Here is a 24,629-nt window from a genome sequence, read left to right as displayed (position 1 = left end):
ACGTGCGCGAATCCGATTTTCTCCACGCTGCCCCGGTTCACTGACGTAGAAGAGATGTCCGTGCTCACTCCTGCTCAAGTGTTGTACGACGGTGCGTCCCCGCCCGCGGTCCTGCCATGCTGCGATCACTACGCGGGCAGCGAAAAACTGATGCGCAAGTCGCTCGCGCTGCAGGCCGAGCTGGGCCCGGTGTTCGACATCACGCTCGATTGCGAGGACGGCGCGGCCGTCGGTCAGGAAGCCGCGCACGCGGAACTCGTCGCCGAGCTTCTCGGCAGCGCCGACAACCGCTTCGGCCGGGTCGGCGTCCGCATTCACGACTTTTCCCATCCGCATTGGCGCGACGACGTGCGCATCGTGCTGCGCGCGGCGCGCGCGCCGGCCTACGTCACGCTGCCGAAGATCGCGAACGCCGCCGATGCGGCCGAGATGGCCGCGTTCATCGAAGGCACGCGCCGCGAGCTCGGCATCGCGCAGCCGATTCCGGTCGACGTGCTGATCGAGACGCACGGCGCGCTCGCACAGGCGGCCGCGCTCGCCGCGCTGCCGACGGTCGGCACGCTGAGCTTCGGGCTGATGGATTTCGTGTCCGCCCACCACGGCGCGATTCCCGATTCGGCGATGCGCTCGCCCGGCCAGTTCGAGCACCCGCTCGTGCGCCGCGCGAAGCTGGAAATCGCCGCCGCGTGCCACGCGCACGGCAAGACGCCGTCGCACAACGTGACGACCGAGGTGCGCGACATGAGCGTCGTCGCCGGCGATGCGCGCCGCGCGCGCGACGAATTCGCGTTCACGCGGATGTGGAGCATCCATCCCGCGCAGATCCGGCCGATCGTCGACGCATTCGCGCCGCGCACGGACGAGGTCGCGCTCGCGGCCGAGATCCTGCTCGCCGCGCAGGCGGCCGACTGGGGCCCGACGCGCCACGGCGACACGCTGCACGATCGCGCGAGCTATCGCTATTACTGGTCGGTGCTGCGCCGCGCGAAGGCGACCGGTCAGCCGGTGCCGCGCGAGGCCGCGCCGCTGTTCGGCCGGCCCGACGGAGGCGCGCAGTGACAGCGCGCCGCGCGCGTCCGCACGCGCGGATTTCCCGCGTGCGAGCGGCCGCCGGGCCGCCGCCTGCCAACGAAACGACAAAAAACGTAACGGAGCCCGAAAACCTGAAATATGCGCGGCCAAATAGGTGAAAATAGCGGCCGCTGCGCGCTTCCGGGGCGCGTGCAGTTTCAAACCGGCCGGCGGCTGCCGGCCCTTGTCAACTGATAATCGAAAGGTCCTGACTCCATGAAGAAACTCCTGATCGCTACCGCCATCGGCGCCCTGTCCGCCACGATGCTGGTCTCGGCTCCGAGCGCGTTCGCCCAGGGTACGTCCACGACGACCGCGAAGAAGGCGAAGCGGCCGGCGCCGGCCAAGCGGATCATTCCGCGCAGCAAGAAGGCACAGGCGCGTGCCGCAGCGAAGGTCGATCCGGTGCCGGAAGGCGCAGTCAAGTGGGCATGCAAGGACGGCCTGTCGTTCGATCTCGCCGGCGACATGAAGCGCGACCAGGTCGTCACGGTTCACTGGGCGCAGAAGAACTACAAGCTGCCGCGCCAGGCAACGACGACGGGCGCCGACACGTTCTACGACCCGGCAGCCGGCTTCAAGCTGGTCGTGATCCCGAGCAAGGCGATGCTGTTCAGCGACGCGAACGGCGGCGAACGTCTGGCCGACGAATGCGTGACGCCGGCGATGGCGCAAGGCTCGGCAGCACCGACGCAGGCGAACGAGCTGAAGCCGGCAGCCAACTAAGCGCGCGCTCCCAGGCCCCTCGATGTCCGCCCCGGTCTCCAGCGTCCGCCCCGCTCCGGATTCGGTACTGGTCGATATCGTCGACTACGTGCTGGATGCCGGCATCGACAGCGCGCTCGCGCTGGAGACGGCGCGTCATTGCCTGATCGACACGCTCGGCTGCGGACTCGAGGCGCTGTCCTACCCCGCTTGCACCAAGCTGCTCGGCCCCGTCGTGCCGGGCACGATCGTGCCGAACGGCGCGAAGGTGCCCGGCACGTCGTTCCAGCTCGATCCCGTCAAGGCCGCCTTCGACATCGGCGCGGCGATCCGCTGGCTCGACTTCAACGACACCTGGCTCGCCGCCGAATGGGGACATCCGTCCGACAACCTGGGCGGCATCCTCGCGACGGCCGACTGGCTGTCCCGCACGGCCGTCGCGGCCGCGCGCAAGCCGCTGGTCATGCGCGACGTGCTCGTCGCGATGATCCAGGCGCACGAAATCCAAGGCTGCCTCGCGCTCGAGAATTCGTTCAACGCGGTCGGGCTCGACCACGTGCTGCTCGTGAAGGTCGCGTCGACGGCGGTCGTCGGCCGGCTGCTCGGGCTCACGCGCGACGAGCTGATCAACGCGGTGTCGAATGCGTTCGTCGACGGCCATCCGCTGCGCACGTACCGCCACGCGCCGAATACCGGTTCGCGCAAATCGTGGGCGGCCGGCGACGCGACGTCGCGCGCGGTGCGCCTCGCGCTGATCGCGAAGACCGGAGAAATGGGCTATCCGTCCGCGCTGACCGCGAAGACGTGGGGCTTCTACGACGTGCTGTTCGGCGGCCGGCCGTTCCGCTTCCAGCGCCCGTACGGCACCTATGTGATGGAGAACGTGCTGTTCAAGATCGCGTTCCCCGCCGAATTCCATGCGCAGACGGCCGTCGAGGCCGCGCTGCAGCTGCATGCGCAGCTCGCGGCCGCGGGCCGCACGGCCGACGACATCGCGCGCGTCACGATCCGCACGCATGCGGCTGCGCTGCGCATCATCGACAAGCAGGGTCCGCTCGCGAATCCGGCCGACCGCGACCACTGCATCCAGTACATGGTCGCCGTGCCGCTGCTGTTCGGCCGGCTGACCGCGGCCGACTACGAAGACGCGGTCGCCGCGGACCCGCGCATCGACGCACTGCGCGCGAAGATCGCGTGCGTCGAGGATCCGCAGTTCACGAACGATTATCACGATCCGGACAAGCGGTCGATCACGAATGCGCTGACGATCGCGTTCGCGGACGGATCGAAGCTTGCCGAAGTAGCGGTCGAATACCCGATCGGCCATCGACGCCGCCGTGCGGACGGCATCCCGCTTCTGCTCGAGAAGTTCAGGACCCATCTCGCACGCCGCTTCCCGGCAAAGCAGCAACAAGCGATTCTCGACGTGTCGCTGGATCAGGCAAAGCTCGAAGCGATGCCGGTCAATGAATACGTCGATCTGTATGTGATCTAGCCGTCAGGTACAGAAACAGGAGCTCTTCTTTCCTCGCCTCAAACCCAGGAAAATCACCATGGCCCACAATCTCCACAAGACCCTCAAGGAATTCGACAGCGGTTCCGGCAAAGGCAAGTTCTATTCGCTGCCGCAGCTCGGCAAGGAACTGAAGACGAAGATCGAACGCCTGCCGGTGTCGATCCGCATCGTGCTCGAGTCGGTGCTGCGCAACTACGACGGCAAGAAGATCACCGAGGAGCACATCGAGCAGCTCGCGAAATGGCAGCCGAACGCGAAGCGCGTCGACGAGATTCCGTTCGTGGTGTCGCGCGTCGTGCTGCAGGACTTCACGGGCGTGCCGCTGCTCGCCGACATCGCGGCCATGCGCGGCGTCGCGCAGCGCACGGGCAAGGATCCGAAGAAGATCGAGCCGCTGGTGCCGGTCGACCTCGTCGTCGATCACTCGGTGCAGATCGACTACTTCCGCCAGAAGGACGCGCTCGACCTGAACATGAAGCTGGAATTCCAGCGCAACAACGAGCGCTACCAGTTCATGAAGTGGGGCATGCAGGCGTTCGACACGTTCAAGGTCGTGCCGCCGGGCGTCGGCATCGTCCACCAGGTGAACCTCGAATATCTTGCACGCGGCGTGCACAAGAAGGTCGACGGCGACGATACCGTCTACTACCCGGACACGCTCGTCGGCACCGACAGCCACACGACGATGATCAACGGGATCGGCGTGGTCGGCTGGGGCGTCGGCGGCATCGAGGCCGAAGCCGGGATGCTCGGCCAGCCCGTGTATTTCCTGACGCCGGACGTCGTCGGCGTCGAGCTGAAGGGCCGGCTGCGCGAAGGCGTGACGGCGACCGACCTCGTGCTGACGATCACCGAGATGCTGCGCAAGGAGAAGGTCGTCGGCAAGTTCGTCGAGTTCTTCGGCGAAGGCACGCAGTCGCTGTCGCTGCCGGACCGCGCGACGATCGGCAACATGGCGCCCGAGTACGGCGCAACGATGGGCTTCTTCCCGGTCGACGAAAAGACGATCGAATACTTCGAAGGCACGGGCCGCACGAAGGCCGAGATCGCCGCGTTCGAGAACTACTTCAAGGCGCAGAACCTGTTCGGCATTCCGAAGGCCGGCGACATCGACTACACGAAGACGCTGACGCTCGACCTCGCGACGGTCGCGCCGTCGCTCGCCGGCCCGAAGCGTCCGCAGGACCGCATCGAGATCGGCCACGTGAAGTCGACGTTCGCCGACCTGTTCTCGAAGCCGGTCGCCGAAAACGGCTTCGCGAAGAAGCCGGAAGACCTGAACGCCGAGTACAAGACGGCCGACGGCATCGCGGTGAAGAACGGCGACGTGCTGATCGCGGCGATCACGTCGTGCACGAACACGTCGAACCCGAGCGTGCTGCTCGCCGCCGGCCTGCTCGCGAAGAAGGCCGTCGAAGCCGGCCTGACCGTCGCGCCGCACATCAAGACGTCGCTCGCGCCGGGATCGCGGATCGTCACCGAGTACCTGACGAAGACCGGCCTGCTGCCGTATCTCGCGAAGCTCGGCTTCGAAGTCGCCGCCTACGGCTGCACGACCTGTATCGGCAACGCGGGCGACCTGACGCCGGAGCTGAACGAAGCGATCACGAAGAACGACATCGTCGCGGCAGCGGTGCTGTCCGGCAACCGCAACTTCGAGGCGCGCATTCACCCGAACATCCGCGCGAACTTCCTCGCGTCGCCGCCGCTCGTCGTCGCGTACGCGATCGCCGGCACCATCACGCGCGACCTGATGACCGAGCCCGTCGGCAAGGGCAAGGGCGGCCGCGACATCTACCTCGGCGACATCTGGCCGTCGAGCGAGGAAATCCACGCGCTGCTGAAGTACGCGCTCGATCCGAAGAAGTTCGAAGACAACTATTCGAAGCTCACGAAGAAGGGCGACCTCTGGAGCAAGATCGAAGGCGAAACCGGTCAGGTCTACGACTGGCCGAAGTCGACGTACATCGCGGAGCCGCCGTTCTTCGGCAACGACTTCTCGATGGAGCCGGCGTCGTCGATCGCCGCGGTCAAGGGTGCGCGTGCGCTCGGCATCTTCGGCGACTCGGTGACGACCGACCACATCAGCCCGGCAGGCTCGATCAAGGAAGATTCGCCGGCCGGCAAGTGGCTGAAGGAGAACGGCGTGCAGAAGGCCGACTTCAACAGCTACGGCTCGCGCCGCGGCAACCACGACGTGATGATGCGCGGCACGTTCGCGAACGTGCGGATCAAGAACCTGATGATCCCGCCGAAGGCGGACGGCACGCGCGTCGAAGGCGGGCTGACGATCCATCAGCCGAGCGGCGAACAGCTGTCGATCTACGACGCAGCGATGAAGTACATCGACGCCGGCACGCCGACCGTCGTGTTCGCGGGCGAAGAGTACGGCACAGGCTCGTCGCGCGACTGGGCCGCGAAGGGCACGCAACTGCTCGGCGTGAAGGCCGTGATCGCACGCAGCTTCGAACGGATCCACCGCTCGAACCTCGTCGGCATGGGCGTGCTGCCGCTGCAGTTCAAGGGCTCGGACAGCGTGCAGTCGCTCGGCATCACCGGCGAGGAAACGTACGACATCGAAGGCCTCGGCGACGACTTCAAGCCGCAGCAGGACGTCACGCTCGTGATCCATCGCAAGAACGGCGAAACGCAGCGCGTGCCGGTGCTGCTGCGTATCGACACGCCGATCGAAGTCGACTACTACAAGCACGGCGGTATCCTGCCGTTCGTGCTGCGCTCGCTGCTCGCAGCGTAAGCGCGTGCCGTTGCAGGTGCCGTAGCCGCCTCGCGGGCGGCTGCGGCCGATTTGGATGCGCCGACCTCGTGTCGGCGCTTTTTTTTCGCCGTTCGGCGGCCCGCGTCACGCTGAACGGCTATCGCGTGACGTCGCGCGACGTCACGTCACGCCGCGCTGCCGCGTCGCGCCTTCGCACCGGCGGCTGCCCGCGCGTTCTTCTTCAGATGCGTACGGTTGTATTCGATCGCCGCGCGCACGAGCTTTTTCAGCGCGCGCGCATCGATACGGTCGCCTTCGAGAAAGTCGATCGCGCGCCGCGCGTTGCCTTCGAAACCTGCGTTGAACAGCCGGTCCGGATCGGGCAGCTGCGCGCCGTGCATGAACGTCAGCTTCACCTTGCCCTTGTGCGCGTTCGCGACCGCGATCATTCCGTCGCACGACCACACCGGACTTCCCATCCATTTCCATTCCTCGACGATGCCGTCGTCGGCGTCGAGGATCGTCCGGCGCAACTGCTCGAACGTCTTGCCGCGCCAGTCGGCGATGCCTGCGATCAGCGCGTCGATACGCGCCGACGGCGTGAGGTCCGATGCCGTCATGCGCGCGCCTCCGTACCGCCGTCGTCACGCGCGAGCAACTGCTCGAGCGCGTCGACGAACCGCTTCCAGCCGACCTGCGCGCCGCGGTATGCCTGCTCCTGATCGGTGCGGAAACCGGTCTGCTCCATCCGCAGCAGCGTGCCGGCCGGCGTCGGCGTGAGCGTCCACGTGACGACGCTGTCGAGGCCGTACGCGGACCACGTGTACGACAGCGTGCGCTGCGGCTCGATCGTCAGCACCTTGCAGCCGACCGCGCCCCAGTCCGCGCGAAAGCTGAACGCGCGGCCGGCGACCGGTTCGAAGTCGGTCTTCATCAGCCACGCGTCGAGCAGATGCGGCTGCGTGAGCGCACGCCAGATCCTCTCCGGCGGATGATGCAGCTCCCGTTCGACGATGACGGAGCGCGTTTCGGTCGTGTCTGGGTTCATCACTGGTCCATCCTTTTGAGCAGGTCTTCGAGAGCGTCGAACCGGTCGTGCCAGAAGCCGGACATCTGGGCCGTCCAGTCGACCAACGGGGCGAGCGCATGCGGCTGCGCGCGGTAATGCGTCTGCCGGCCTTCATGACGGTCGCTGACGAGGCCGGCCTGCTTCAATACGCCGAGATGCTTCGACACGGCCGGCTGCGACACGCCCGCGCGGGCCGTCAGCGCGGCGACGGTCAGCTCGCCTTCCGCGCACAGCCGCTCGAAAAGCGCGCGGCGCGTCGGATCGGCGAGCGTGCGGAAAAGCACGTCTTCGGCGTTTTGCATGGATTTCAATTCATAACTCGATGGTTATGGATCGAAGCATATCCGCTGCGCGGCGAGAGTCAAGGAGGAATTTCGCCGATGCCGGCACACGACGCGCGGCATCGCGCGAGCGGCGTGTCCGTGCTGCACGAACCGGCGTCCGGTTCGAGCGATCGCTCTAATCGCGGAGCGCGGCACGCAAACCGAAAGCCGGCTGCAAGACTGTGCGGCGCGCCGTTCCACAGTTCGGGAAAGCTGCGCGGCGCGCGCGCCGTTCTTCCGCACATCGGTGCGTGCGCATCGGCCGCCGCGCACGCTGCGTCGCGCCGAATCGCCACATAGTGCGACGCGCGGCGCGGCGCCGGCCCATCGCAACTCACCGGTGCGAGCGCAACGCGAGCCCGCCGCCGCGCACGTTTCGACGCCACAACGACCAACTCGTGCGCGCGAACGTCGCGTCGATCGCCGCGCCGTATCGCAAACCGGTTCCTTCCGCGTGCCGGCGCTGCGCTGGCATACGTGCGGGCGCGGATGCGCAGCGGCACGCCGATGTCAGAACTGACAGCTGTGGAAACTGGCAGCTACCCGAACGGCGGCGACGCCCTACGCTCGTCACCGCTCGCGGCCCCACGAGGGCCGGGGTTCCCGCAACGTCGTCTCTCCTCAAAAGGACACCCGATGAAAAGGAACGCCTGGTTTGCCCGTCCCCTTCCGTCGCCCCGCCGCCTCGCGTGCGCGTGGCCGCTCGTGCTCGCCGCCGGCGCCGCGCATGCGGCGACGGACTGGGTCGACACCCACACGAAGGCCTTTCTGACCGGCCCGCAGCTGATGGCGCGCAGCGCTGCGTCGTCGCTCGAGCTCGCGGCCGGCGAGACGACCGACATCGTCGTCAGCCTGAAGCTGCGCAACGCGGCGCAGCTGAAGCAGCTCGCGCACGACGTGAACCGGCCCGGCAGCGCGCATTACCGCCAGTACCTGACGCCCGCGCAGTTCCTCGCCGACTATGCGCCGACCGACGCGCAGGTGAAATCGGTCGTCGACTATCTGCGCAAGAGCGGCTTCGTGAACATCGAAGTCGCGCCGAACCGGCTGCTGATCTCCGCGCGCGGCACGGCCGGCACGATCAAGACGGCGTTCAACACGTCGCTCGTGCACTTCCAGTACGCGGGACGTTCGGGCTTCGCGAACGCGTCGACCGCGCAGGTGCCGCGCGCGCTCGGCGACGTGGTCGGCTCGGTGCTCGGGCTGCAGAACGTCGCACGCGCACGGCCGCTGCTGCGCATCGGCAACGTGTCGAAGCCGCAGGCCCTCGCGGCCGGCACGGCAACCGGCCACTATCCGAAGGAATTCCCCGGTCTCTACAACGCGACCGGCGTGCCGACCGCCGCCGGCGTGACGGTCGGCATCATCACGATCGGCGGCGTGTCGCAGACGCTGCAGGATCTGAAGCAGTTCACGTCGAGCAACGGCTACGCCGCGGTGTCGACGCAGACGGTCAAGACCAACGGCACGGGCACGAGCGGCAGCTACAGCGACGATCCGGACGGCCAGGGCGAATGGGATCTCGACAGCCAGTCGATCGTCGGCTCGGCCGGCGGCCAGGTCGGCCGGCTCGTGTTCTATATGGCCGACCTGAACGCGCCCGGCAACACGGGCCTCACGCAGGCGTTCAACCGCGCGGTGTCCGACAACACCGCGAAGGTGATCAACGTGTCGCTCGGCTGGTGCGAAACGGACGCGTACGCGGACGGCACGCTCGACGCCGAGGAGCAGATCTTCACGACGGCCGCCGCGCAAGGCCAGACGTTCTCGGTGTCGTCCGGCGACGAAGGCGTGTACGAGTGCAACAACCGCGGCTATCCGGACGGCGCGAACTACACGGTGTCGTGGCCCGCATCGTCGCCGCACGTGCTCGCGATCGGCGGCACGACGCTCTATACGACGTCGGCGGGCGCATTCTCGAACGAGACGGTGTGGAACGAAGGACTCGACGGCAACGGCAAGCTGTGGGCGACCGGCGGCGGCGTCAGCACGATCCTGCCCGCGCCGTCGTGGCAGTCGGGCAGCAACCGCCGGCTGCCCGACGTGTCGTTCGACGCCGCGCAGCGCACGGGCGCGTACATCTACAACTACGGCCAGCTGCAGCAGATCGGCGGCACGAGCCTCGCGGCGCCGATCTTCACCGGCTTCTGGGCGCGGCTGCTCGCCGCAAACGGCACCGCGCTCGGCTTCCCGGCCGGCAACCTGTATCGCGCGATTCCGTCGCATCCTTCGCTCGTGCGCTATGACGTCGTGTCCGGCAACAACGGATATCAGGGATACGGCTACAACGCGGGCACGGGCTGGGATTACCCGACCGGGTTCGGCAGCCTGAACATCTCGAACCTCAACCAGCTGATCCGCTCCGGCGGTTTCTGAGCGAGCGGCGCGAAGCCGGCGCGCGGCTGCGGTTTGCCGCGTGCCGGCTCGCGGGCGGATCGACGGTTGCGTTTATCGTGCGTTCGGCCCGGCTTGCACCGGGCAGCGCCGACCGTCGGCGGTTGCACGGCACGCGCGGCGAACGGCGGCGCGAATGCGACCGCGACGACGAATGCGCGCGCATGCCGCCGTGTCGCGCCGCGCCAGGCGGCATCCGGCCGCGTCAGGTCACCGCGCGCCGCGCGTTGCGGCCGCGCAGCCATTCGAGCGCGAGCAGCAGGCTCGTCGAGAACAGGATCAGGATCGTTGCGAGCGCAGCGATCGTCGGGCTGATGTTCTCGCGGATCCCCGTAAACATCTGGCGCGGCAGCGTCGTCTGATCGGCGCCGGCGAGAAACAGCGTGACGACGACTTCGTCGAACGACGTCGCGAACGCGAACAGCGCGCCCGACATCACGCCCGGCGCGATCACCGGCAGCGTCACGCGAAAGAACGTCGACACCGGGCTCGCGCCGAGCGACAGGCTCGCGCGCACGAGATTCTGGTTGAAGCCCTGCAACGTCGCGGCGACGGTCGTCACGACGAACGGCACGCCGAGCGCCGCGTGCGCGGCGATCAGCCCCGTATAGGTGTTCGCGAGTCCGAGCGGCGCGAAGAACAGGTACATGCCGACGCCGACCACGACGACCGGCACGATCATCGGCGACAGCAGCACGGCCATCAGCAGCCCCTTGCCGCGGAAGTCCGCCTTCGTGAGGCCGATCGCGGCGAGCGTGCCGAGCACGGTCGCGACGACGGTCGCCGACGGCGCGACGATGAAGCTGTTCTTCGCGGCCGTCCGCCACTCGTCGGACGCGATCAGGTTCTCGTACCAGCGCGTCGAGAAGCCCGGAATCGGATACACGAGGAACGTGCTCGACGAGAACGACAGCGGCACGATCGCGAGCACCGGCAGGATCAGATACAGCAGCGTCAGCACGACGAGCACGCGCAGCGCGACGTACCATGCGCGCTCGACGAACGACATGTGCGGCGCGAACAGCGGCCTGGCGAGTTTCATGGTCGGTTTCCCCTTCCCGTTTCGTGCCCGGCGCTCAGCCGAGGCTCACGTTCGAGCGCGTGAAGCGCCCGTAGACCGCATACAGCACGAGCGTCGCCGCGAGCAGCAGCCCGCCGAGCGCGCACGCCATCCCCCAGTTGATCGTGACGTTCGTGAAATACGCGACGTAGTAGCTGACCATCTGGTCGTTCGGCCCGCCGAGCAGCGCGGGCGTGATGTAGTAGCCGATCGCGAGGATGAACACGAGCAGCGCGCCGGCGCCGACGCCCGGATAGGTCTGCGGCACGTACACGCGCCAGAACGCCGCGAACGGGTGGCTGCCGAGCGACACGGCCGCGCGCTGATAGGTCGGCGGAATCGACTTCATCACGCTGTAGAGCGGCAGGATCATGAACGGCAGCAGGATGTGCGTCATCGAGATATACACGCCGACGCGGTTGAACAGCAGCGTCAGCGGATGCGAGATCAGCCCGCTGCCGATCAGCGCCTTGTTCACGAGCCCTTCGCTTTGCAGCAGCACGATCCACGCGGCGACGCGCACGAGCACCGACGTCCAGAACGGAATCAGCACGAGGATCATCACGAGGTTCGCGCGCCGCGCGGACAGCGTCGAGATCCAGTATGCGAGCGGATAGCCGAGCAGCAGCGCGAAGAACGTGACCGCGACGCCGATCACGAACGTGCGCCCGAAGATCGCCAGATAGATCGATTGATCGGGATCGGCGTGCACGATGCTGCCGAGGCCGTCCTGCTTGTGGTCGAGCGCGGCGAGCAGATAGAACGGCGACACGCGGCTGCCGTTCTTCGCGATCGCCTGCCAGTACGCGACGTCGGCCCAGCGCGCATCGAGCTCGACGAACTTGTCGCGCGTCTGCGCGGGCGTCAGCGGCGCGTCGTTGTCGCCTTTCAGCGGCATCGCGCGCGCCGTCTTCGCGACCAGCGACCGATAGCCGGGAATCTCGGTGTTCAGCCGCCGCGCGAGCGCGCCCATCGCCTCGCTGTCCGCGACTTTCGTCATGTCGGCCGCGAGCGCGACGTAGGCGGCGTCGGCCGGCCGGCTCTTGCGGTCCCAGCCCGACAGCGCGGCGACGGTGTTCGGCAGCGCGGTCGCGATCTCCGGGTTCTCGACCGCACGCGTGAGCAGCGTGCCGATCGGCACGACGAACACGAGCAGCAGGAAGATCGCGAGCGGCGCGACCAGCAGCAGCGCCATCGTGCGCTTGCGGGCCTCGGCCGCCTTCAGCTCGCGCTTGAGCGCGGCCGTCGACGGCGAGGAAGGAGCGATCGTCATCGTATTCAACGGTTCTCTCCGGCCGGAGCGCGATCCGGCGGAATGCCGCGCGACGCGATCGACGCGCCGCGCGGCCGGTTACGTCAAAGCACGCGGGCGGTTACTTGGTCGCCCACGCGGCGAAGCGCTGCTCGAGCTCGTCGCTGTGGTCGGTCCAGAAGCCGATGTCCTGCAGCACGGCGTTCTTGCCGTTGGCCGGCGAATTCGGCAGGTTCGCGAGCGTCTTCGCGTCGAGCGACTTGATCGCCGCGACGTTCGCCGGGCCGTACGCGATGTGCTGCGCATACGCCTGCTGCGGCTTCGGCGTCAGCGTGTACGCGATGTACTGCTCGGCGAGCGCCTTGTTCGGCGAGCCCTTCGGAATCGCCCAGTAGTCGAGGTCGTAGATGCTGCCGTTCCACACGACCTTCAGGTTCTTGCCTTCCTTCTGCGCGGCGTCGATGCGGCCGTTGTACGCGGTCGACATCACGACGTCGCCGGCCACCAGGAACTGCGGCGGCTGCGCGCCCGCTTCCCACCACTGGATGTACGGCTTCAGCTCGTCGAGCTTCTTGAACGCGCGGTCCTGACCGGCCTTCGTGCCGAGCACCTTGTACACGTCCTTCGGCGCGACGCCGTCCGCCATCAGCGCGAACTCGAGGTTGTAGCGCGCGCCCTTGCGCATCCCGCGCTTGCCGGGGAATTTCTTCACGTTCCAGAAATCGGCCCAGCCGGCCGGCGCGGTCTTCAGCTTGTCCGCGTTGTACGCGAGCGCGGTCGACCACACGAAGAAGCCGACGCCGCACACCTGCGGCGCTTCCGGAATCAGGTCGGACTTCTTCGCGATCTTCGACCAGTCGAGCTTCTCGTACAGCCCTTCGTCGCAGCCGCGGTTCAGGTCGCCCGACTCGACTTCGACGACATCCCAGTTCACGTGCTTCGCCTCGACCATCGCCTTCACCTTGGCCTGCTCGCCGTTGTACTCGACGGCGGTGACCTTGTTGCCGGTCGCCTTCTCGAACGGCTGGTTGAACGCGACCTTCTGCGCGTCGCCGTTCGCGCCGCCGAAGTTGACGACCGTGAGTTCGGCCGCCGATACCGACGCGCCGAAGACGGCGAGCGCCAGTGCGAGCGCGGTGCGACGCGCGGTAAAGCTTGCTCCGTTCATGATGGTTCCTCTCGTGGTGGAAGTGTGCGGTTGTTGTTGACGACGTGCTGCGGGAAATCGAAACGGCGCTTACGCGAACACGCGCAAGTGCTCGGCGGCGAACGCCAGCGACACCGGCGCGCCGGGCGCGAACGCGTCCAGCGACCCGGTGCCGAGCGGCATCTTCACGAAACATTCGTCCTGGCCGGGCAGCGCGCAGCGCATGCGGACGTGATCGCCGAAATAGATCAGGCTGCGCGCCTCGCCGGTCAGCCGGTTCGCGGCCGCGCCGTTTGTCGAGCCGTTTGCCGAGCCGTTCGCGGCGCCATGTGCCGCGCCGCCGGCGTGCCCGTTCACGCCGTTCGCGGCGATGCTCATCCGCTCCGGTCGGATGCATGCGACGGCCGGCGCACCTTCGGCCGCGTCGCCGATGCGGCGGCCGACGAGCGTCGTGCCGTCGTCGAGCCGGAACTCGCAGAACTCGCCGTCGACGCGCGCGATGGTGCCGCGCAGCCGGTTGCTGTCGCCGATGAAATTCGCGACGAACTCGTTGCACGGCGATTCGTACAGCCGATCGACGGTGTCGAGCTGCTGCACGACGCCCTTGTCGAACACGGCGACACGATCGGACATCGTCAGCGCCTCGCCCTGGTCGTGCGTCACGTAGACGAACGTCACGCCGAGCTTCTCGTGCAGCGCCTTCAGCTCGTACTGCATGTGCTCGCGAAGCTGCTTGTCGAGCGCGCCGAGCGGCTCGTCCATCAACACCAGCTTCGGCTCGAACACCAGCGCGCGGGCAAGCGCGATCCGCTGCTGCTGGCCGCCCGACAGCTGCGCCGGATAGCGCTTCGCGAAGCGCTCCATCTGCACCATCTTCAGCGCATGCGCGACGCGCTCCGCGCGTTCGGCAGCCGGCAGCCGACGCACCGTCAGCGGATAGCCGACGTTCTGCTCGACGGTCAGATGCGGAAACAGCGCGTAGTTCTGGAACACCATCCCGATGTTGCGCTTGTGCGGCGGCACGTTGTTCAGCAGCTCGCCGTCGACGCGAATCTCGCCGCCGGTCGGGAATTCGAACCCGGCCAGCATCATCAGGCAGGTGGTCTTGCCCGAGCCCGACGGCCCGAGCAGCGTCAGGAATTCCCCTCGGTGGATGTCGAGGTCGAGCGATTTGACGACCAGCGTCTCGCCGTCGTAGGTCTTTCGCACGCCGCGAAAGCTGACGATCACATCATCGGACTTCATCGTGGCTGTCCCCTTGCTGCGCGACAATCGTTTTTGAGATGCGGACCACTATACGACCCGCACGGTTCTACAATAGGGAACCATTTCAATATTCCTAGTAGGACCACTTTGGATACCGTGATCCTCGCCGACTGGCTCTCCGCGCGTCTCGACCGCGGCTCGTCCGAGCCGATGTACCGGCAATTGCTGCAGTGCATGCAGCAGGCCATCCTGACCGGGGAATTGGGGCCGGGGACGAAGCTGCCGAGTTCGCGGACACTCGCGGCCGACCTGTCGATCGCGCGCAATACGGTGCTGCACGTGTACGACCAGCTGACGGCCGAAGGCTACGTGCTGACGACGACCGGCAGCGGCACGTACGTCGCCGATACGCGGCCGGACGCGGCGGCAATTCACGCGCCGGGCGCGACGCCGGCCTCCGGCACGGGCACGCATCCGGCGCCGGACGCCCAGGGCGGGCTGTCGCGGCGCGGCCGGCAGCTGATCGAGCACGCGGGCGTGTCGCGGCGCCAGTGGGGTGCGTTCATGCCGGGCGTGCCGGACGTGTCGGAGTTCCCGAGCCGTACGTGGAGTCGGCTGCAGGCGCGGCTATGGAAGGAAGCGAACCCCGAGCTGCTGACCTATGCGCCGGGCGGCGGCTATCGGCCGCTGCGGCGTGCGCTCGCCGACTACCTGCGCGTCGCGCGTTCGGTCAAATGCTCGCCGGACCAGGTGATCATCACGACCGGCATTCATCAGTCGATCGACCTCGCGGTGCGGCTGCTGTCCGACATCGGCGATCGCGCGTGGGTCGAGGAGCCGTGCTACTGGGGCGTGCGCAGCGTGCTGCAGGCGACCGGCCTCACGCTCGTGCCGGTACCGGTCGATCAGGAAGGACTCGACCCGCGCGTGGACGACATGCAGCACCCGCCGCGGCTCGTGCTCGTCACGCCGTCGCATCAGTATCCGCTCGGGATGGTGATGAGCCTCGCGCGGCGCCGGATGCTGCTCGAATATGCGCGTCAGCACCGCTGCTGGATCATCGAGGACGACTACGACAGCGAATTCCGTTACGGCAGTCGCCCGCTCGCGTCGCTGCAGGGGCTCGACGACGGCGGCCGCGTGATCTACGTCGGCAGTCTCGGCAAGATGCTGTTTCCGGGGCTGCGGATGGGCTACATGGTCGTGCCCGAGCATCTCGTCGACACGTTCCGCACCGGGCTGTCCGAGCTGTACCGCGAGGGGCAGCTGATGCAGCAGGCCGTGCTCGCCGAATTCATCATGGACGGCCACCTGACTTCGCACGTCCGGCGGATGCGCACGCTGTACGGCGAGCGCCGCCAGCTGCTGATCGACGCGATCCATGCGCGCTTCGGCGACGCGCTGCCGGTGATGGGCGACGAGGCCGGCCTGCATCTGGTGCTCGGCCTGCCCGACGCGTGCGACGATCGCGCGGTCACGCAAAGCGCGTTCGACGCGGGCGTGATCGTGCGCCCGCTCACCAGCTACTACAGCCGCGCGGACACGGCGCGGCGCGGGCTGCTGCTCGGCTATGCGTGCGTCCCGCACGACGTGATCGGCCCCGCGTTCGACACGCTCGCGGCGACGATCGAGCGGCATCTGCCGGAGCGGGCGACGCGGGCGGCGTAGCGGCGGGTGGTGTTGATCGGGCGTGTTTGCCGGTCGGGTTGTTCGTCTGCCGGTTGTCTGCCGGTTGTCCGCTGTTCGTCCGCCCTTCGTCTGCCGTTTCGTCCGCCGTTCATCCGCCGACGTCATCGCGCGACGCCCGCGCCGCGATCGAGCGATGCCGCGCGCACCGCTTCGCCCGGCTTCGTGAACATCCGCTGACGCAATGCGGCAATCTGCGCGTCGCGTTCCTGCGGCGACAGGCCGGCCGCGTCGATCTGCGCACGCTGCGCAGAATAGTCGGCGTAACGGCTCTGCCACGCTGCATCGTCCTGCTGCATCTGCGCGACGCGCGCGGCGACGTCCGGGCCGAGGGTCTGCGTCAGCTGCGCGCGCATCGCGTCCGGCGTCGCGCCGCTCTTCTGCAGCTGCGCGATCTGGTCGATCGCTGCGCGCTGCCGGTCGGCGCGCTGCTGCGCCGCGCGTTCGTCGGCCGGCATCTGCTGCGCGAGCGCCGCGAGACGGTCGGCCTTCTGCGCGTCCGTCAGCGTGCGGTCCTGCGCGATCGTCAGCCGCGCGAGGTCGTAGCGCTGCCGCCACTGCTCGGCGCCGAAGAACGGCTCGCTCCAGTCGCCGAGCGTCCGGTGCGCAAGCGACGCGCGCCGGTCGAGCGCCAGCTGCAGCGTGCCGAGATCGGATTTGTCGACCGCGCCGGCGTCGGGCAATGTCGCGAGCGCGTCGAGATACGCGCGGTAACGGTGCCACACGTCGAGCGCGTCGGCCTGCGCGACGGTGCCGTCGAGCTGCGCGGCGATCTCGCGTACGACGAGCGCATCGAGCGCGGTCGCACTCAAGGCGCTCCGCGCGGTCAGGCAGTAGTCGAAGAAATCGCGCACCGCGCGCGACTTCGCGAGACGACCGCCCGCGTCGACCGGCAGCCGCGGCGCGCTCGAACCGGCGAGCGGCGACGGCAAGTCAGCGCTCGCCGGCCACGCAGACGGCACGGGTGAAGCGGGAGGCGCACCCGCACGGCCGATCGCCGTCGCGTCGGCCGAAGCGCGCGCGGTGCCGGTATCGCGCTCCGATGCCGCGACGCTCCACAACGCGACGGCGGCCGCCGCCGCAAGCCCCGCGACGCCGTACACCATCGCATGCCGCACGCGCGGCGCACGCCGTTCACGAGCCGTCATCACACGCCCGCGAGCTTCAGCCGGTTCGCATGCGTGCGGATCACCGCGACCGGATCTTCCGCATACGCGCCGCGCACGCCGAGCAGTTGGTTGATCTCGTCGAGATGGTTCCACTTGTAGTTCGTGCTCAGCACCTTTCCGTACAGCGCGCTGCACTTCGACACGAGCCCGTCGTTCGTGCCGGAATTGCGGTTGATCATCGCCGTGCCCGTGCCGAGCAGCGCGAGCGTCGACAAATCGAGCGCGTTCGCCGGATCGACGACCGGAATCGTGCTCGTGTCCGTCGCGCCGGTCACGCCGAACGCGGACACCGTCGGCTGGATCGCCGTGCCGGCCCACGAATACAGCAGGTGCGTGTTGCCGCCGACCGTTTCGGTCGGCGCACCGGTCTGGCAGCTGCCGGGCGCGCCGAGGCCCGCGCTCGGATAGTTGCGGTTGTACGCGGCGGCCTGCTCGGTCGTCAGCGTCTTCAGCGCGGCGAGCGCGTCCTGGTTCGTGTTGTGACTGCTGCTCGTCAGGATCCCGAATACATTGACGAACGCCGCGATCACCGACGACGACAAGCCGGTCGGATCGTAGGCCAGCACGCTCTGCACGAAGTCCGCAAATTCAGAGCCGCGATGCGGCGTGCCGATCGTCGTCACCGATGCGACGAGCTCGGGTGCGACCGCAGCGACATAGCGCGACGTGAGTCCGCCCTGGCTGTGACCGACGAGGTTGACCTTCGTCGCGCCGGTCGCGGCGAGCACCTGCTTCACGTACGCGAGCAGCTGCTCGCCGCGCCCGTTCGGACCGTCGTCGCTCTGGAAGCCCGACAGGTTCGCGACGTACACGGTCGCGCCGTGCTGCTCGAGGTCCTGCCGGATTCCGTACCAGTAGTCGAGCACGCCCGCGTACCGGTCGGTGCCGGTCAGGCCGTGCACGAGAACGATCGGATAACGCGTCGCCGCGTAATCGTCGGCGGATGCGGTCGCGGCCGTCGCCGCGCGCGTCGTCGCCAACGTCATCATCGCGGTCGTACCCGCGAACGGCGCGACGCTCATCGCGCACGCCACCGCGCCTGCCACCACCCTGGAACGCATCGATCTGACCATGCATGTTCTCCTGATTATCGTGCTGCCGGTGCGAATGAGATCGGATCGACGCATACGATGCCGTCGCGTACGTCGACAGGCCCGCATGCGTCGAATGCCGGAGTGAATCACGAGTCGCATACGTTTGCGTGCCGACTAGATACGGTTCTCTAATCGGTTGACGCGCTCCGTCGAGGCGGGCGGGGCTGCGTGCGTGCGCAGACATGCTGCATCGCACACAGCCCTGAAGCGCTACAGCTTCGCGCTCACGCGCACCCACGCGGTACGGCCCGGCTCCATCACCGGCACGTTCGCCGGATAGCCGAAACCCGCGTTGCCGGCGAGGTTCAGATGCTCGGCATACGCTTTGTCGAACACGTTGTCGACGCCGACGGAGATCTGCACGGTCTTGCTGACGTTGTATTGCGCGTGCAGCGACAGCACGCCGAAACCGGCACTCGGGCCGAAGTCCTTGCCGACCACGTTGCCCTCGTCGAGCGCGTAGCGGCGCTGCGGTGCAACGACGCGCCACAGCCCGCCGACCGACCATGCGCCGCGCGTGTATTCGAGCCCGACGCGCGCTTCGAGCGGCGGTATCTGCGGCAGCGGATCGCCGCTCGTCGCATTGCGCCCCCACGCGTACGCGAGCGACGTGTCGATGCGCAGCGACGCGAGCGGCCGCCACGACGCGCCCGCTTCACCGCCCATGATCTGCGCGTTCACGTTGGTCGCCTGCGTGGTCGCGCCCATCATGCCGGCCGCGTAGTCGAACAGGATGAAGTCCTGCACGTAGCCCGCATACGCGGACACCCACGCATCGAAGCGGTCGCTCTTGTATTGCGCACCGACGTCGAGCTGCGTGGTTTTCTCCGGCTGCACCGCGGAAAACGCGTTGACCGCGCCGGCCGGGCCACGCGTCGCGGAGAACAGCTCCCAGTAGTCGGGATAGCGCTCCGCATGACCGATGCCCGCATACCACGTGACGGGCAGCGAGCGCAGATCGCGCTCGTAGCGCACGAAGCCGCTCGGCAGCACGCGCGCGCGATCGTCGTCGAACGTCGGATTCGGCCGGCTCATCATCCCGCCCGTCGTCGCGCGCCGGTCGCGCGCGCTCGCATAGTCGACACGCGCGCCGCCGATCACGCGCGCCGTGTCCGCCGCATACCACGTCAGCTCGCCGAACGCGCCCGCGTTCCACATCGTCGCCTGCGCGTTCCACGGCTGGTCGCCGTAGTTCTGCCGTCCCATCGCGGAGCGCGAATCGAGCCGGTTCGATTGCGCATCGACGCCCGTCACGAGCTTGAAGTCGTCGCCGAAACGGAACGTCGCCGCCGCGCGCGCGCCGAACGTGCGCCGCCGTACGTCGGACGCCATCGGCATCGGCATGCTGCTCGTCGGGTCAGGCTGGCGCAGCGTCGTGTTGTCCATCACGTGATCGGCTTCGTTGTAGTACACGCGCGCGTCGATCCGGTCGAGCACGTCGCCGATGTGCCGGCGATCGAACGACAGGCCGAACGTGTCGCGCCGGAAGTGTGCGCCGTCCATTCCGCGGCCGGCGTAGCGCGCGTAGCCGTCGCCGGTGCCGGCGGTGAGCTCGACGCGCGTGTGCGCATCGGGCGTCCAGCCGAGCGCGGCGTCGGCGTTCCACTTGTCCCACTGCGACGGCACGGTGTTGCCGTTGCCGTCGCGGTAGTCCTGCGCATGCGCGTGATTCGCGATCACGCGCCCGTAGACGTCCGGCGTGCCGGCCGTCACGTCGACGTTCTGATCGTTGCGTCCGAACGATCCGGCGACGACGCTGCCGTCGAACCGCATGCCGGCGCGCTCGAAGCGCGGCGTCACGCGCTCGAACAGCACGGTGCCGGCCGACGCGCCGGGACCGTACAGCACCGTCTGCGGCCCTTTGATCACGGTGACCTTGTCGTAGCTTTCCGGCGCGATGTACGAAGTCGGCGCGTCCATCCGGTTCGGGCACGCGCCGAGCGTCGGCAGCCCGTTGGCGAGAATGTTCAGCCGCGAGCCGAACATCCCGCGCAGCACCGGGTCGCCGTTCGTTCCGCCGCTGCGGATCGACGTGAAGCCTGGAATCGTTTTCAGGTAATCGGCGCCGTCGCTCGCCGGCAGCGGCTGGCGCGGCGTCTTCGGATCGGTGACGACGACGAGCGGCGTCGTCAGCGGCGACGCGACGACCTCGACCGGCGGCAGCCATCCGGCTGCGTCGTCTGCCGACGTGCCGGCCGCGCGCGCGGTCTCCGCCGCGGCAACGCTCGCGGCCATTGCGCTGGCGGCCAGCGCGGGAACGGTGAGTTTCAGCATGCGCGGCACGTGCCGCGCGCAGGCATCGCGCGACGTCCGCGACGCGCGCAACTGGAAAATGATCATGATCGAAAGCCCGAGTGACGCCCTCCACGCGCCCGGACGGGCTGCATGGATATCGGCAAACAAACAGCAGAAACGGAAGAAAGCGCGTCAGGCGCGCTCGGGCGGCGCACGCGGATACGCGCGCGGATAGCGGTCGGCACGCGCAACGCCGGCACGCGGCGCTGCGACGTTGACGAAAGCGACGGGAACGGCAGCGAACGCGGCGGCGGCCGCGCCGCCGATCGCCGGACTGTGTGCGAAGAAGCCGCAATAGCCGCACGCGTCCAGATGCAATGCGTGATCGTGCGTGCGGCCGGCGCCGGCGGACGAATTCGCGCGATGCTCGGTGCTGCAGACGACGGCTTCAGGAACGGCAGCCTGCGCGACACGCCACTGCGACACCAGCGGCGCCGCGATCGCGAACCAGATCGCGAGCACGCCCAGCCAGGCAGTCAGGTGACGATGTCGATGCAGCATAGGCGCGGCGACGCGTAAGCGGAATGTAAAAACAGCCGCGATGTTACAGAATGTTCGCCGCGCTGGCCAGCCGTGCGAGCCGGTAAACGCCGCGGCGCGCATGGTTGCCGACACAACCATGCGCGCCGCGGCGCTTCATCTTTCTCTCAGTACGCGGCGATCACGGCATCATGCGCCGCATCACGTCGTCGCGTCGTACGAAATGGTGGTAGAGCGCGGCCAGCGCATGCAGCCCGATCACGAAGTAGAACGCATTGCCGAGCAGCTCGTGCACTTCCTTGATCGTCGGCCGCAGCGCGGCGTCGGGACCGAACAGCGTGAACGACACGCCGAGCCACGGCAGCGACACCGGCTTGCCGCCGAGGTTGATCGTCATGATGCCGAGCAGCGGCTGCGCGACGATGAACACGTACAGCGCGAAATGCGCGAGCTTCGACAGCCATCGCAGCAGCGCCGCCTGCTCGATCGCTTCCGGTGCGCGGCCGGCCACGCGCCACAGCACGCGCAGCACCGACAGCACGAGCACGAACGTGCCGGCCATGTAATGGACGTTCATCCAGAACGCGCGGCTGTCCGTGCCCTTCGGCCCGCGAATCTCGATCGCGAGATAAGCGAGCGCCACCAGCACGAAGATGGCCCAGTGGAAGAAGATCGCGGGCGAGCTGTAGCGCGTCTGTTTCGCGAGGATGTTTCTCATGCGTCGTCTCGTATCGTAGGCGGGGATCGGCGAATGTCGCGCGGCCGGCTGTGGCGGCAATCGGCACGATTGTAGCCGCACGCGCGTCCGGTTTTACACGGCGAAATCAAATATCGGCAAGATCGGTCGCGTCCGACGGACACGCGACCATCTATGGAAAATCCGCATCGCGCGCGCAGGCTGCTGTGGCACGATGGAGCTTTGGTGCGACGTCGTGCGGGCATCATGAGCAAAGTCTTCTTCGTTGCCGCCTACCGGCTGATCGCCGCGTTGCTCGCGGTGTCCACCACGCTGCACAGCGTCGCCGACTACTGGCACATGCCGAGCTTTCATCTCGGCAACTACCTCAGCTACTTCACGCAACTGAGCAGCCTGTATGCGGCCGCCATCCTGGCCGTGGGACTATCGCACGCGACGCGCGCCGGCTCGCCGCGCTACGAGTCGATGCGCGGCGCCGCGGTACTGTACGTGTTGATCACCGCGATCGTCTATGAACTGCTGCTCGCGCGGCTCGACGCGGCCCGGCACGTGACGCCGGCATTCAACAACTGGGTCCTGCACCGGATCGTGCCGTTCGTGATGCTGTGCGACTGGCTGTACGTCGAACCGCGTTCGCCGATCCCGCGGCGCAGTGCGTTCGCGTGGCTCGGCTTTCCGGTGGTCTATCTCGGCTATACGCTCGTGCGCGGCGCGGTGGAGAACTGGTATCCGTATCCGTTCGTCGATCCGCGGCCGCAAGGCTATCTGCCGGTCGCGATCCAGTGCTCGCTGATCGCGCTCGGCGCGGCGGGGCTCGCACTCGGCATTCGCTGGGTCGGCAATCACGCGCGACGGAACGGCACGGCGGCGCTGAACGAAGGATGAAGAGGAAGACGTCGCCCGGCACGCGTTCGGCCGGATAGCGGGTTGCGGTTGCTTGCGCTGCGCAACGCGGCGTGTCGCTCGCGCGTGCAAGAAGAAAAACCGACGCGGCACGCGTCACGGTCGAACGCCGTGTGCACCGTTCGGCGCACACGGCGCGATGCGGCCGATCAGCCGCCGTTGCGCGGCAGGAAGTTCATCGGATCGACGACCTTGCCGTTCTGACGGACTTCGAACTCGAACGTCGCGCGGCCGCTCGCGTCGGTGCCCATTTCGGCGACCGGCTGCCCTGCGCGCACCGCATCGCCTTCGTTGACGAGCAGCTTGCCGTTGTGTCCGTACGCGGTGATCAGCCCGTTGTCGTGCTTCAGGATCACGAGCGGTCCGTACGCCTTCACGCCGGATCCGGCATACACCACACGCCCGTTCGCGGCCGCGCGCACCGAATGGTCGGGGCCCGACGCCGCGATCACGATGCCGCGCGTCTTGCCGGCCGCAAACGGCGTCGTGACGACGCCGGTGGCCGGCCACGCGAGCGCGCCGGGCTGAGGCGCAGCCGGCGCTGGTTGCGCGAGCGACGTCGCGGCAGGCGGCGGTGCGACGCGCAGCACTTGGCCAGGCGTCACGGCATCGGTCGGCGCCATGCGGTTCCAGCTCGCGACATCCTGCACGCGCTGCCCGTACGCGCTCGCGATACCGGCAAGCGTATCGCCCGGATTCACGCGGTAGTAGCCGGGAAGCACGCCCGGCGTGGCCGCCGACGTCGGTGCCGACCGCTGCGCCGGCTGCCAGCTGTCGGTCCACGGCGTCATCGTGCAACCCGCCAGTGCCACGACCGCGGCAGCGAATGCGGCGTGCGGCAACCGGCGTCTGATCGAATGGTGGATGGGAATATTTTTTCTCAAGGTACCTCCCGGATTTGCGTCGTCGCGCCGCCCACCGCCCTCCGGCGCGCGACGCACGATGTCCGGCCGGACGGCCGGACCAACCAGTATCCGACCGCGGTCGCGGCCGTCAGTTTCCACGGCGGAACGTTTGCGCGAATGGACTCGCCGGCCCCTATTTCGCACCGTCCCGATCGGCAAAGATACCATCTGTCGCGGTCACGGCCGCGACAACGGCCTGCGCCGCGACGATCGTGCGGCGCAGCATACCGGCATCGGCGCCCATCCGGCCGTGTCGGGCCGGCATCGCGGCGGCCGGCCCTGGAACAGCGTCGCCGGCCGCAATCGTGGGCGTCCGTCACGGACCGGCCGCCAATGGTTCGCACTTGAAGGAGCACAGACCGGCCCCGCAATGACAGACAACGCGGCGCCGACAATTCCGGGAGTGGTCCGCACACCTGTCACGACAACCGCCGCAGCCGCGGCAAGCCGGGCAACCGCTGCACCGCGTCCCAAACGCACAGATGAAAACAGCCCGTCGTTCCGCATGACGGAACGACGGGCTGTTCGTACTTCAACGGCTCGACACGGCTGCCGAAGCAGCCCGGCGATCAGCGGCCCTTGTAGACCGGAGCGCCGTTCGAGATCCGGTTGACTTGCCAGCCGGTCTTCGGCGTAGCCGGCGCGCCCGACTCTTGCGTGGCGGCCGGTTGGGCGCCGTAGCCGCTCGTATCGGCAGCGGCGACGTTTTGTTGCGGGTTCAGACGCGCTTCAGCTGCCTGGATGCTCGCCGGGTAGTCCGTACGGTCGCTGCCCAGCTTGTAGCCGGCTTGTTGGAGCTCGGCCAGTTCGGCCTTCACCTGTGCGCGGGTGACCGGCGCGTTTTGTTGGGCGAACGAGACGGCGGGAACGGCGAGGACAGCAGCTGCAGCGAACGTTGCGATCAGCGATTTCATGATTACCTCCGGGATTTTTTTGCTCCG

Annotated in this window: 21 protein-coding genes; 7 read left to right on the top strand and 14 right to left on the bottom strand. The window is 67.9% G+C overall.

Annotation, left to right across the window (positions count from 1 at the left end; translation table 11 throughout):
• Positions 1–54: 54 nt before the first annotated feature.
• The 4 genes from BUB20358_RS02465 to acnA all read left to right on the top strand — a co-directional run bounded on the left by BUB20358_RS02465 (position 55) and on the right by acnA (position 6,047).
• Complete coding sequence (locus tag BUB20358_RS02465; RefSeq protein ID WP_035973694.1) at positions 55–1,059, top strand: HpcH/HpaI aldolase/citrate lyase family protein; 1,005 nt, start codon at positions 55–57, stop codon at positions 1,057–1,059.
• Positions 1,060–1,287: 228 nt separating this feature from the next.
• Positions 1,288–1,797 carry a hypothetical protein gene (locus tag BUB20358_RS02460; protein WP_006765530.1) on the top strand — a complete coding sequence of 170 codons (510 nt, stop codon included), beginning with the start codon at positions 1,288–1,290 and terminating at the stop codon, positions 1,795–1,797.
• A 22-nt stretch (positions 1,798–1,819) separates the two neighbouring features.
• Entirely contained in the window at positions 1,820–3,271 is a 1,452-nt protein-coding gene (locus BUB20358_RS02455; RefSeq protein ID WP_035973692.1) for a bifunctional 2-methylcitrate dehydratase/aconitate hydratase, read from the top strand.
• A gap of 58 nt (positions 3,272–3,329) precedes the next feature.
• Positions 3,330–6,047, top strand: a complete 2,718-nt coding sequence (gene acnA, locus BUB20358_RS02450; RefSeq protein WP_006765528.1) for an aconitate hydratase AcnA — start codon at positions 3,330–3,332, stop codon at positions 6,045–6,047.
• A gap of 146 nt (positions 6,048–6,193) precedes the next feature.
• On the opposite strand, the gene BUB20358_RS02445 is transcribed toward acnA, so the two are convergent.
• From BUB20358_RS02445 to BUB20358_RS02435, 3 genes are read right to left on the bottom strand one after another with little or no spacing between them, the layout of a single operon-like run.
• Positions 6,194–6,628, bottom strand: a complete 435-nt coding sequence (locus tag BUB20358_RS02445) for a DUF1801 domain-containing protein (RefSeq protein ID WP_006765527.1) — start codon at positions 6,626–6,628, stop codon at positions 6,194–6,196.
• Complete coding sequence (locus BUB20358_RS02440) at positions 6,625–7,056, bottom strand: SRPBCC family protein (protein WP_006765526.1); 432 nt, start codon at positions 7,054–7,056, stop codon at positions 6,625–6,627. Before BUB20358_RS02440 ends, BUB20358_RS02445 begins: the two co-directional genes overlap by 4 nt.
• Entirely contained in the window at positions 7,056–7,379 is a 324-nt protein-coding gene (locus BUB20358_RS02435) for an ArsR/SmtB family transcription factor (protein WP_006765525.1), read from the bottom strand. Before BUB20358_RS02435 ends, BUB20358_RS02440 begins: the two co-directional genes overlap by 1 nt.
• A 657-nt stretch (positions 7,380–8,036) precedes the next feature.
• Here BUB20358_RS02435 and BUB20358_RS02430 point away from each other — a divergent pair.
• Entirely contained in the window at positions 8,037–9,776 is a 1,740-nt protein-coding gene (locus BUB20358_RS02430; protein WP_006765524.1) for a S53 family peptidase, read from the top strand.
• Positions 9,777–9,999: 223 nt separating this feature from the next.
• Here the strand turns inward: BUB20358_RS02430 and BUB20358_RS02425 are convergent, their stop codons facing one another.
• From BUB20358_RS02425 to BUB20358_RS02410, 4 genes are all read right to left on the bottom strand, one after another.
• Positions 10,000–10,836 carry an ABC transporter permease gene (locus tag BUB20358_RS02425; RefSeq protein ID WP_006765523.1) on the bottom strand — a complete coding sequence of 279 codons (837 nt, stop codon included), beginning with the start codon at positions 10,834–10,836 and terminating at the stop codon, positions 10,000–10,002.
• 34 nt (positions 10,837–10,870) lie between these two features.
• On the bottom strand, positions 10,871–12,127 hold the full coding sequence (locus tag BUB20358_RS02420) for an ABC transporter permease (RefSeq protein WP_006765522.1): 1,257 nt from the start codon (positions 12,125–12,127) through the stop codon (positions 10,871–10,873).
• Between the two features lie 100 nt (positions 12,128–12,227).
• Positions 12,228–13,274, bottom strand: a complete 1,047-nt coding sequence (locus BUB20358_RS02415; RefSeq protein WP_006765521.1) for an ABC transporter substrate-binding protein — start codon at positions 13,272–13,274, stop codon at positions 12,228–12,230.
• A 69-nt stretch (positions 13,275–13,343) separates the two neighbouring features.
• Positions 13,344–14,498 carry an ABC transporter ATP-binding protein gene (locus BUB20358_RS02410; protein ID WP_035973685.1) on the bottom strand — a complete coding sequence of 385 codons (1,155 nt, stop codon included), beginning with the start codon at positions 14,496–14,498 and terminating at the stop codon, positions 13,344–13,346.
• Between the two features lie 108 nt (positions 14,499–14,606).
• Here BUB20358_RS02410 and pdxR point away from each other — a divergent pair, with 108 nt between their 5' ends.
• Positions 14,607–16,127 (top strand): MocR-like pyridoxine biosynthesis transcription factor PdxR, encoded by a 1,521-nt coding sequence (gene pdxR, locus BUB20358_RS02405; RefSeq protein WP_035973683.1) that lies wholly within the window; start codon positions 14,607–14,609, stop codon positions 16,125–16,127.
• A gap of 122 nt (positions 16,128–16,249) precedes the next feature.
• Here pdxR and BUB20358_RS02400 read toward each other — a convergent pair whose 3' ends face one another.
• The 5 genes from BUB20358_RS02400 to BUB20358_RS02380 all read right to left on the bottom strand — a co-directional run bounded on the left by BUB20358_RS02400 (position 16,250) and on the right by BUB20358_RS02380 (position 21,901).
• Positions 16,250–17,293, bottom strand: a complete 1,044-nt coding sequence (locus BUB20358_RS02400) for a lipase secretion chaperone (protein ID WP_035973681.1) — start codon at positions 17,291–17,293, stop codon at positions 16,250–16,252.
• Entirely contained in the window at positions 17,293–18,387 is a 1,095-nt protein-coding gene (locus BUB20358_RS02395) for a triacylglycerol lipase (RefSeq protein WP_035973679.1), read from the bottom strand. Before BUB20358_RS02395 ends, BUB20358_RS02400 begins: the two co-directional genes overlap by 1 nt.
• 231 nt (positions 18,388–18,618) lie before the next feature.
• The gene (locus tag BUB20358_RS02390; protein ID WP_035973678.1) at positions 18,619–20,748 is read right to left on the bottom strand and encodes a TonB-dependent copper receptor; all 2,130 of its coding nucleotides are present in this window, start codon (positions 20,746–20,748) and stop codon (positions 18,619–18,621) included.
• A gap of 87 nt (positions 20,749–20,835) precedes the next feature.
• On the bottom strand, positions 20,836–21,204 hold the full coding sequence (locus BUB20358_RS02385) for a DUF2946 domain-containing protein (RefSeq protein WP_035973676.1): 369 nt from the start codon (positions 21,202–21,204) through the stop codon (positions 20,836–20,838).
• Between the two features lie 160 nt (positions 21,205–21,364).
• Entirely contained in the window at positions 21,365–21,901 is a 537-nt protein-coding gene (locus tag BUB20358_RS02380) for a cytochrome b (RefSeq protein WP_035973674.1), read from the bottom strand.
• Positions 21,902–22,126: 225 nt separating this feature from the next.
• On the opposite strand from BUB20358_RS02380, the gene BUB20358_RS02375 reads away from it, so the two are divergent.
• Positions 22,127–22,765 carry a Pr6Pr family membrane protein gene (locus BUB20358_RS02375; RefSeq protein ID WP_035975120.1) on the top strand — a complete coding sequence of 213 codons (639 nt, stop codon included), beginning with the start codon at positions 22,127–22,129 and terminating at the stop codon, positions 22,763–22,765.
• Positions 22,766–22,932: 167 nt separating this feature from the next.
• Here BUB20358_RS02375 and BUB20358_RS02370 read toward each other — a convergent pair whose 3' ends face one another.
• Positions 22,933–23,667: a peptidoglycan DD-metalloendopeptidase family protein gene (locus BUB20358_RS02370; RefSeq protein WP_035973672.1), complete on the bottom strand. Its 735-nt coding sequence runs from the start codon at positions 23,665–23,667 to the stop codon at positions 22,933–22,935.
• A 590-nt stretch (positions 23,668–24,257) separates the two neighbouring features.
• Entirely contained in the window at positions 24,258–24,602 is a 345-nt protein-coding gene (locus tag BUB20358_RS02365; protein WP_035973670.1) for a DUF4148 domain-containing protein, read from the bottom strand.
• Positions 24,603–24,629: the final 27 nt, after the last annotated feature.

It is taken from the genome of Burkholderia dolosa (genome assembly GCF_902499135.1).
GTDB classification, from domain to species: Bacteria; Pseudomonadota; Gammaproteobacteria; order Burkholderiales; family Burkholderiaceae; genus Burkholderia; species Burkholderia dolosa.
The sequence above is the reverse complement of the archived record's forward strand: the minus strand, read 5'-3'. Positions and strand labels throughout refer to the sequence as shown.

Bases quoted from the DNA above. Each gene is read 5' to 3' on its own strand.
- BUB20358_RS02375 (WP_035975120.1), top strand. From the start codon at position 22,127: ATGAGCAAAGTCTTCTTCGTTGCCGCCTACCGGCTGATCGCCGCGTTG.
- BUB20358_RS02380 (WP_035973674.1), bottom strand. From the start codon at position 21,901: ATGAGAAACATCCTCGCGAAACAGACGCGCTACAGCTCGCCCGCGATC.
- BUB20358_RS02460 (WP_006765530.1), top strand. From the start codon at position 1,288: ATGAAGAAACTCCTGATCGCTACCGCCATCGGCGCCCTGTCCGCCACG.
- BUB20358_RS02445 (WP_006765527.1), bottom strand. From the start codon at position 6,628: ATGACGGCATCGGACCTCACGCCGTCGGCGCGTATCGACGCGCTGATC.
- BUB20358_RS02440 (WP_006765526.1), bottom strand. From the start codon at position 7,056: ATGAACCCAGACACGACCGAAACGCGCTCCGTCATCGTCGAACGGGAG.
- BUB20358_RS02415 (WP_006765521.1), bottom strand. From the start codon at position 13,274: ATGAACGGAGCAAGCTTTACCGCGCGTCGCACCGCGCTCGCACTGGCG.
- BUB20358_RS02420 (WP_006765522.1), bottom strand. From the start codon at position 12,127: ATGACGATCGCTCCTTCCTCGCCGTCGACGGCCGCGCTCAAGCGCGAG.
- BUB20358_RS02435 (WP_006765525.1), bottom strand. From the start codon at position 7,379: ATGCAAAACGCCGAAGACGTGCTTTTCCGCACGCTCGCCGATCCGACG.
- BUB20358_RS02390 (WP_035973678.1), bottom strand. From the start codon at position 20,748: ATGATCATTTTCCAGTTGCGCGCGTCGCGGACGTCGCGCGATGCCTGC.
- acnA (WP_006765528.1), top strand. From the start codon at position 3,330: ATGGCCCACAATCTCCACAAGACCCTCAAGGAATTCGACAGCGGTTCC.
- BUB20358_RS02455 (WP_035973692.1), top strand. From the start codon at position 1,820: ATGTCCGCCCCGGTCTCCAGCGTCCGCCCCGCTCCGGATTCGGTACTG.
- BUB20358_RS02365 (WP_035973670.1), bottom strand. From the start codon at position 24,602: ATGAAATCGCTGATCGCAACGTTCGCTGCAGCTGCTGTCCTCGCCGTT.
- BUB20358_RS02430 (WP_006765524.1), top strand. From the start codon at position 8,037: ATGAAAAGGAACGCCTGGTTTGCCCGTCCCCTTCCGTCGCCCCGCCGC.
- BUB20358_RS02425 (WP_006765523.1), bottom strand. From the start codon at position 10,836: ATGAAACTCGCCAGGCCGCTGTTCGCGCCGCACATGTCGTTCGTCGAG.
- BUB20358_RS02395 (WP_035973679.1), bottom strand. From the start codon at position 18,387: ATGGTCAGATCGATGCGTTCCAGGGTGGTGGCAGGCGCGGTGGCGTGC.
- BUB20358_RS02410 (WP_035973685.1), bottom strand. From the start codon at position 14,498: ATGAAGTCCGATGATGTGATCGTCAGCTTTCGCGGCGTGCGAAAGACC.
- BUB20358_RS02400 (WP_035973681.1), bottom strand. From the start codon at position 17,293: ATGACGGCTCGTGAACGGCGTGCGCCGCGCGTGCGGCATGCGATGGTG.
- BUB20358_RS02385 (WP_035973676.1), bottom strand. From the start codon at position 21,204: ATGCTGCATCGACATCGTCACCTGACTGCCTGGCTGGGCGTGCTCGCG.
- BUB20358_RS02465 (WP_035973694.1), top strand. From the start codon at position 55: ATGTCCGTGCTCACTCCTGCTCAAGTGTTGTACGACGGTGCGTCCCCG.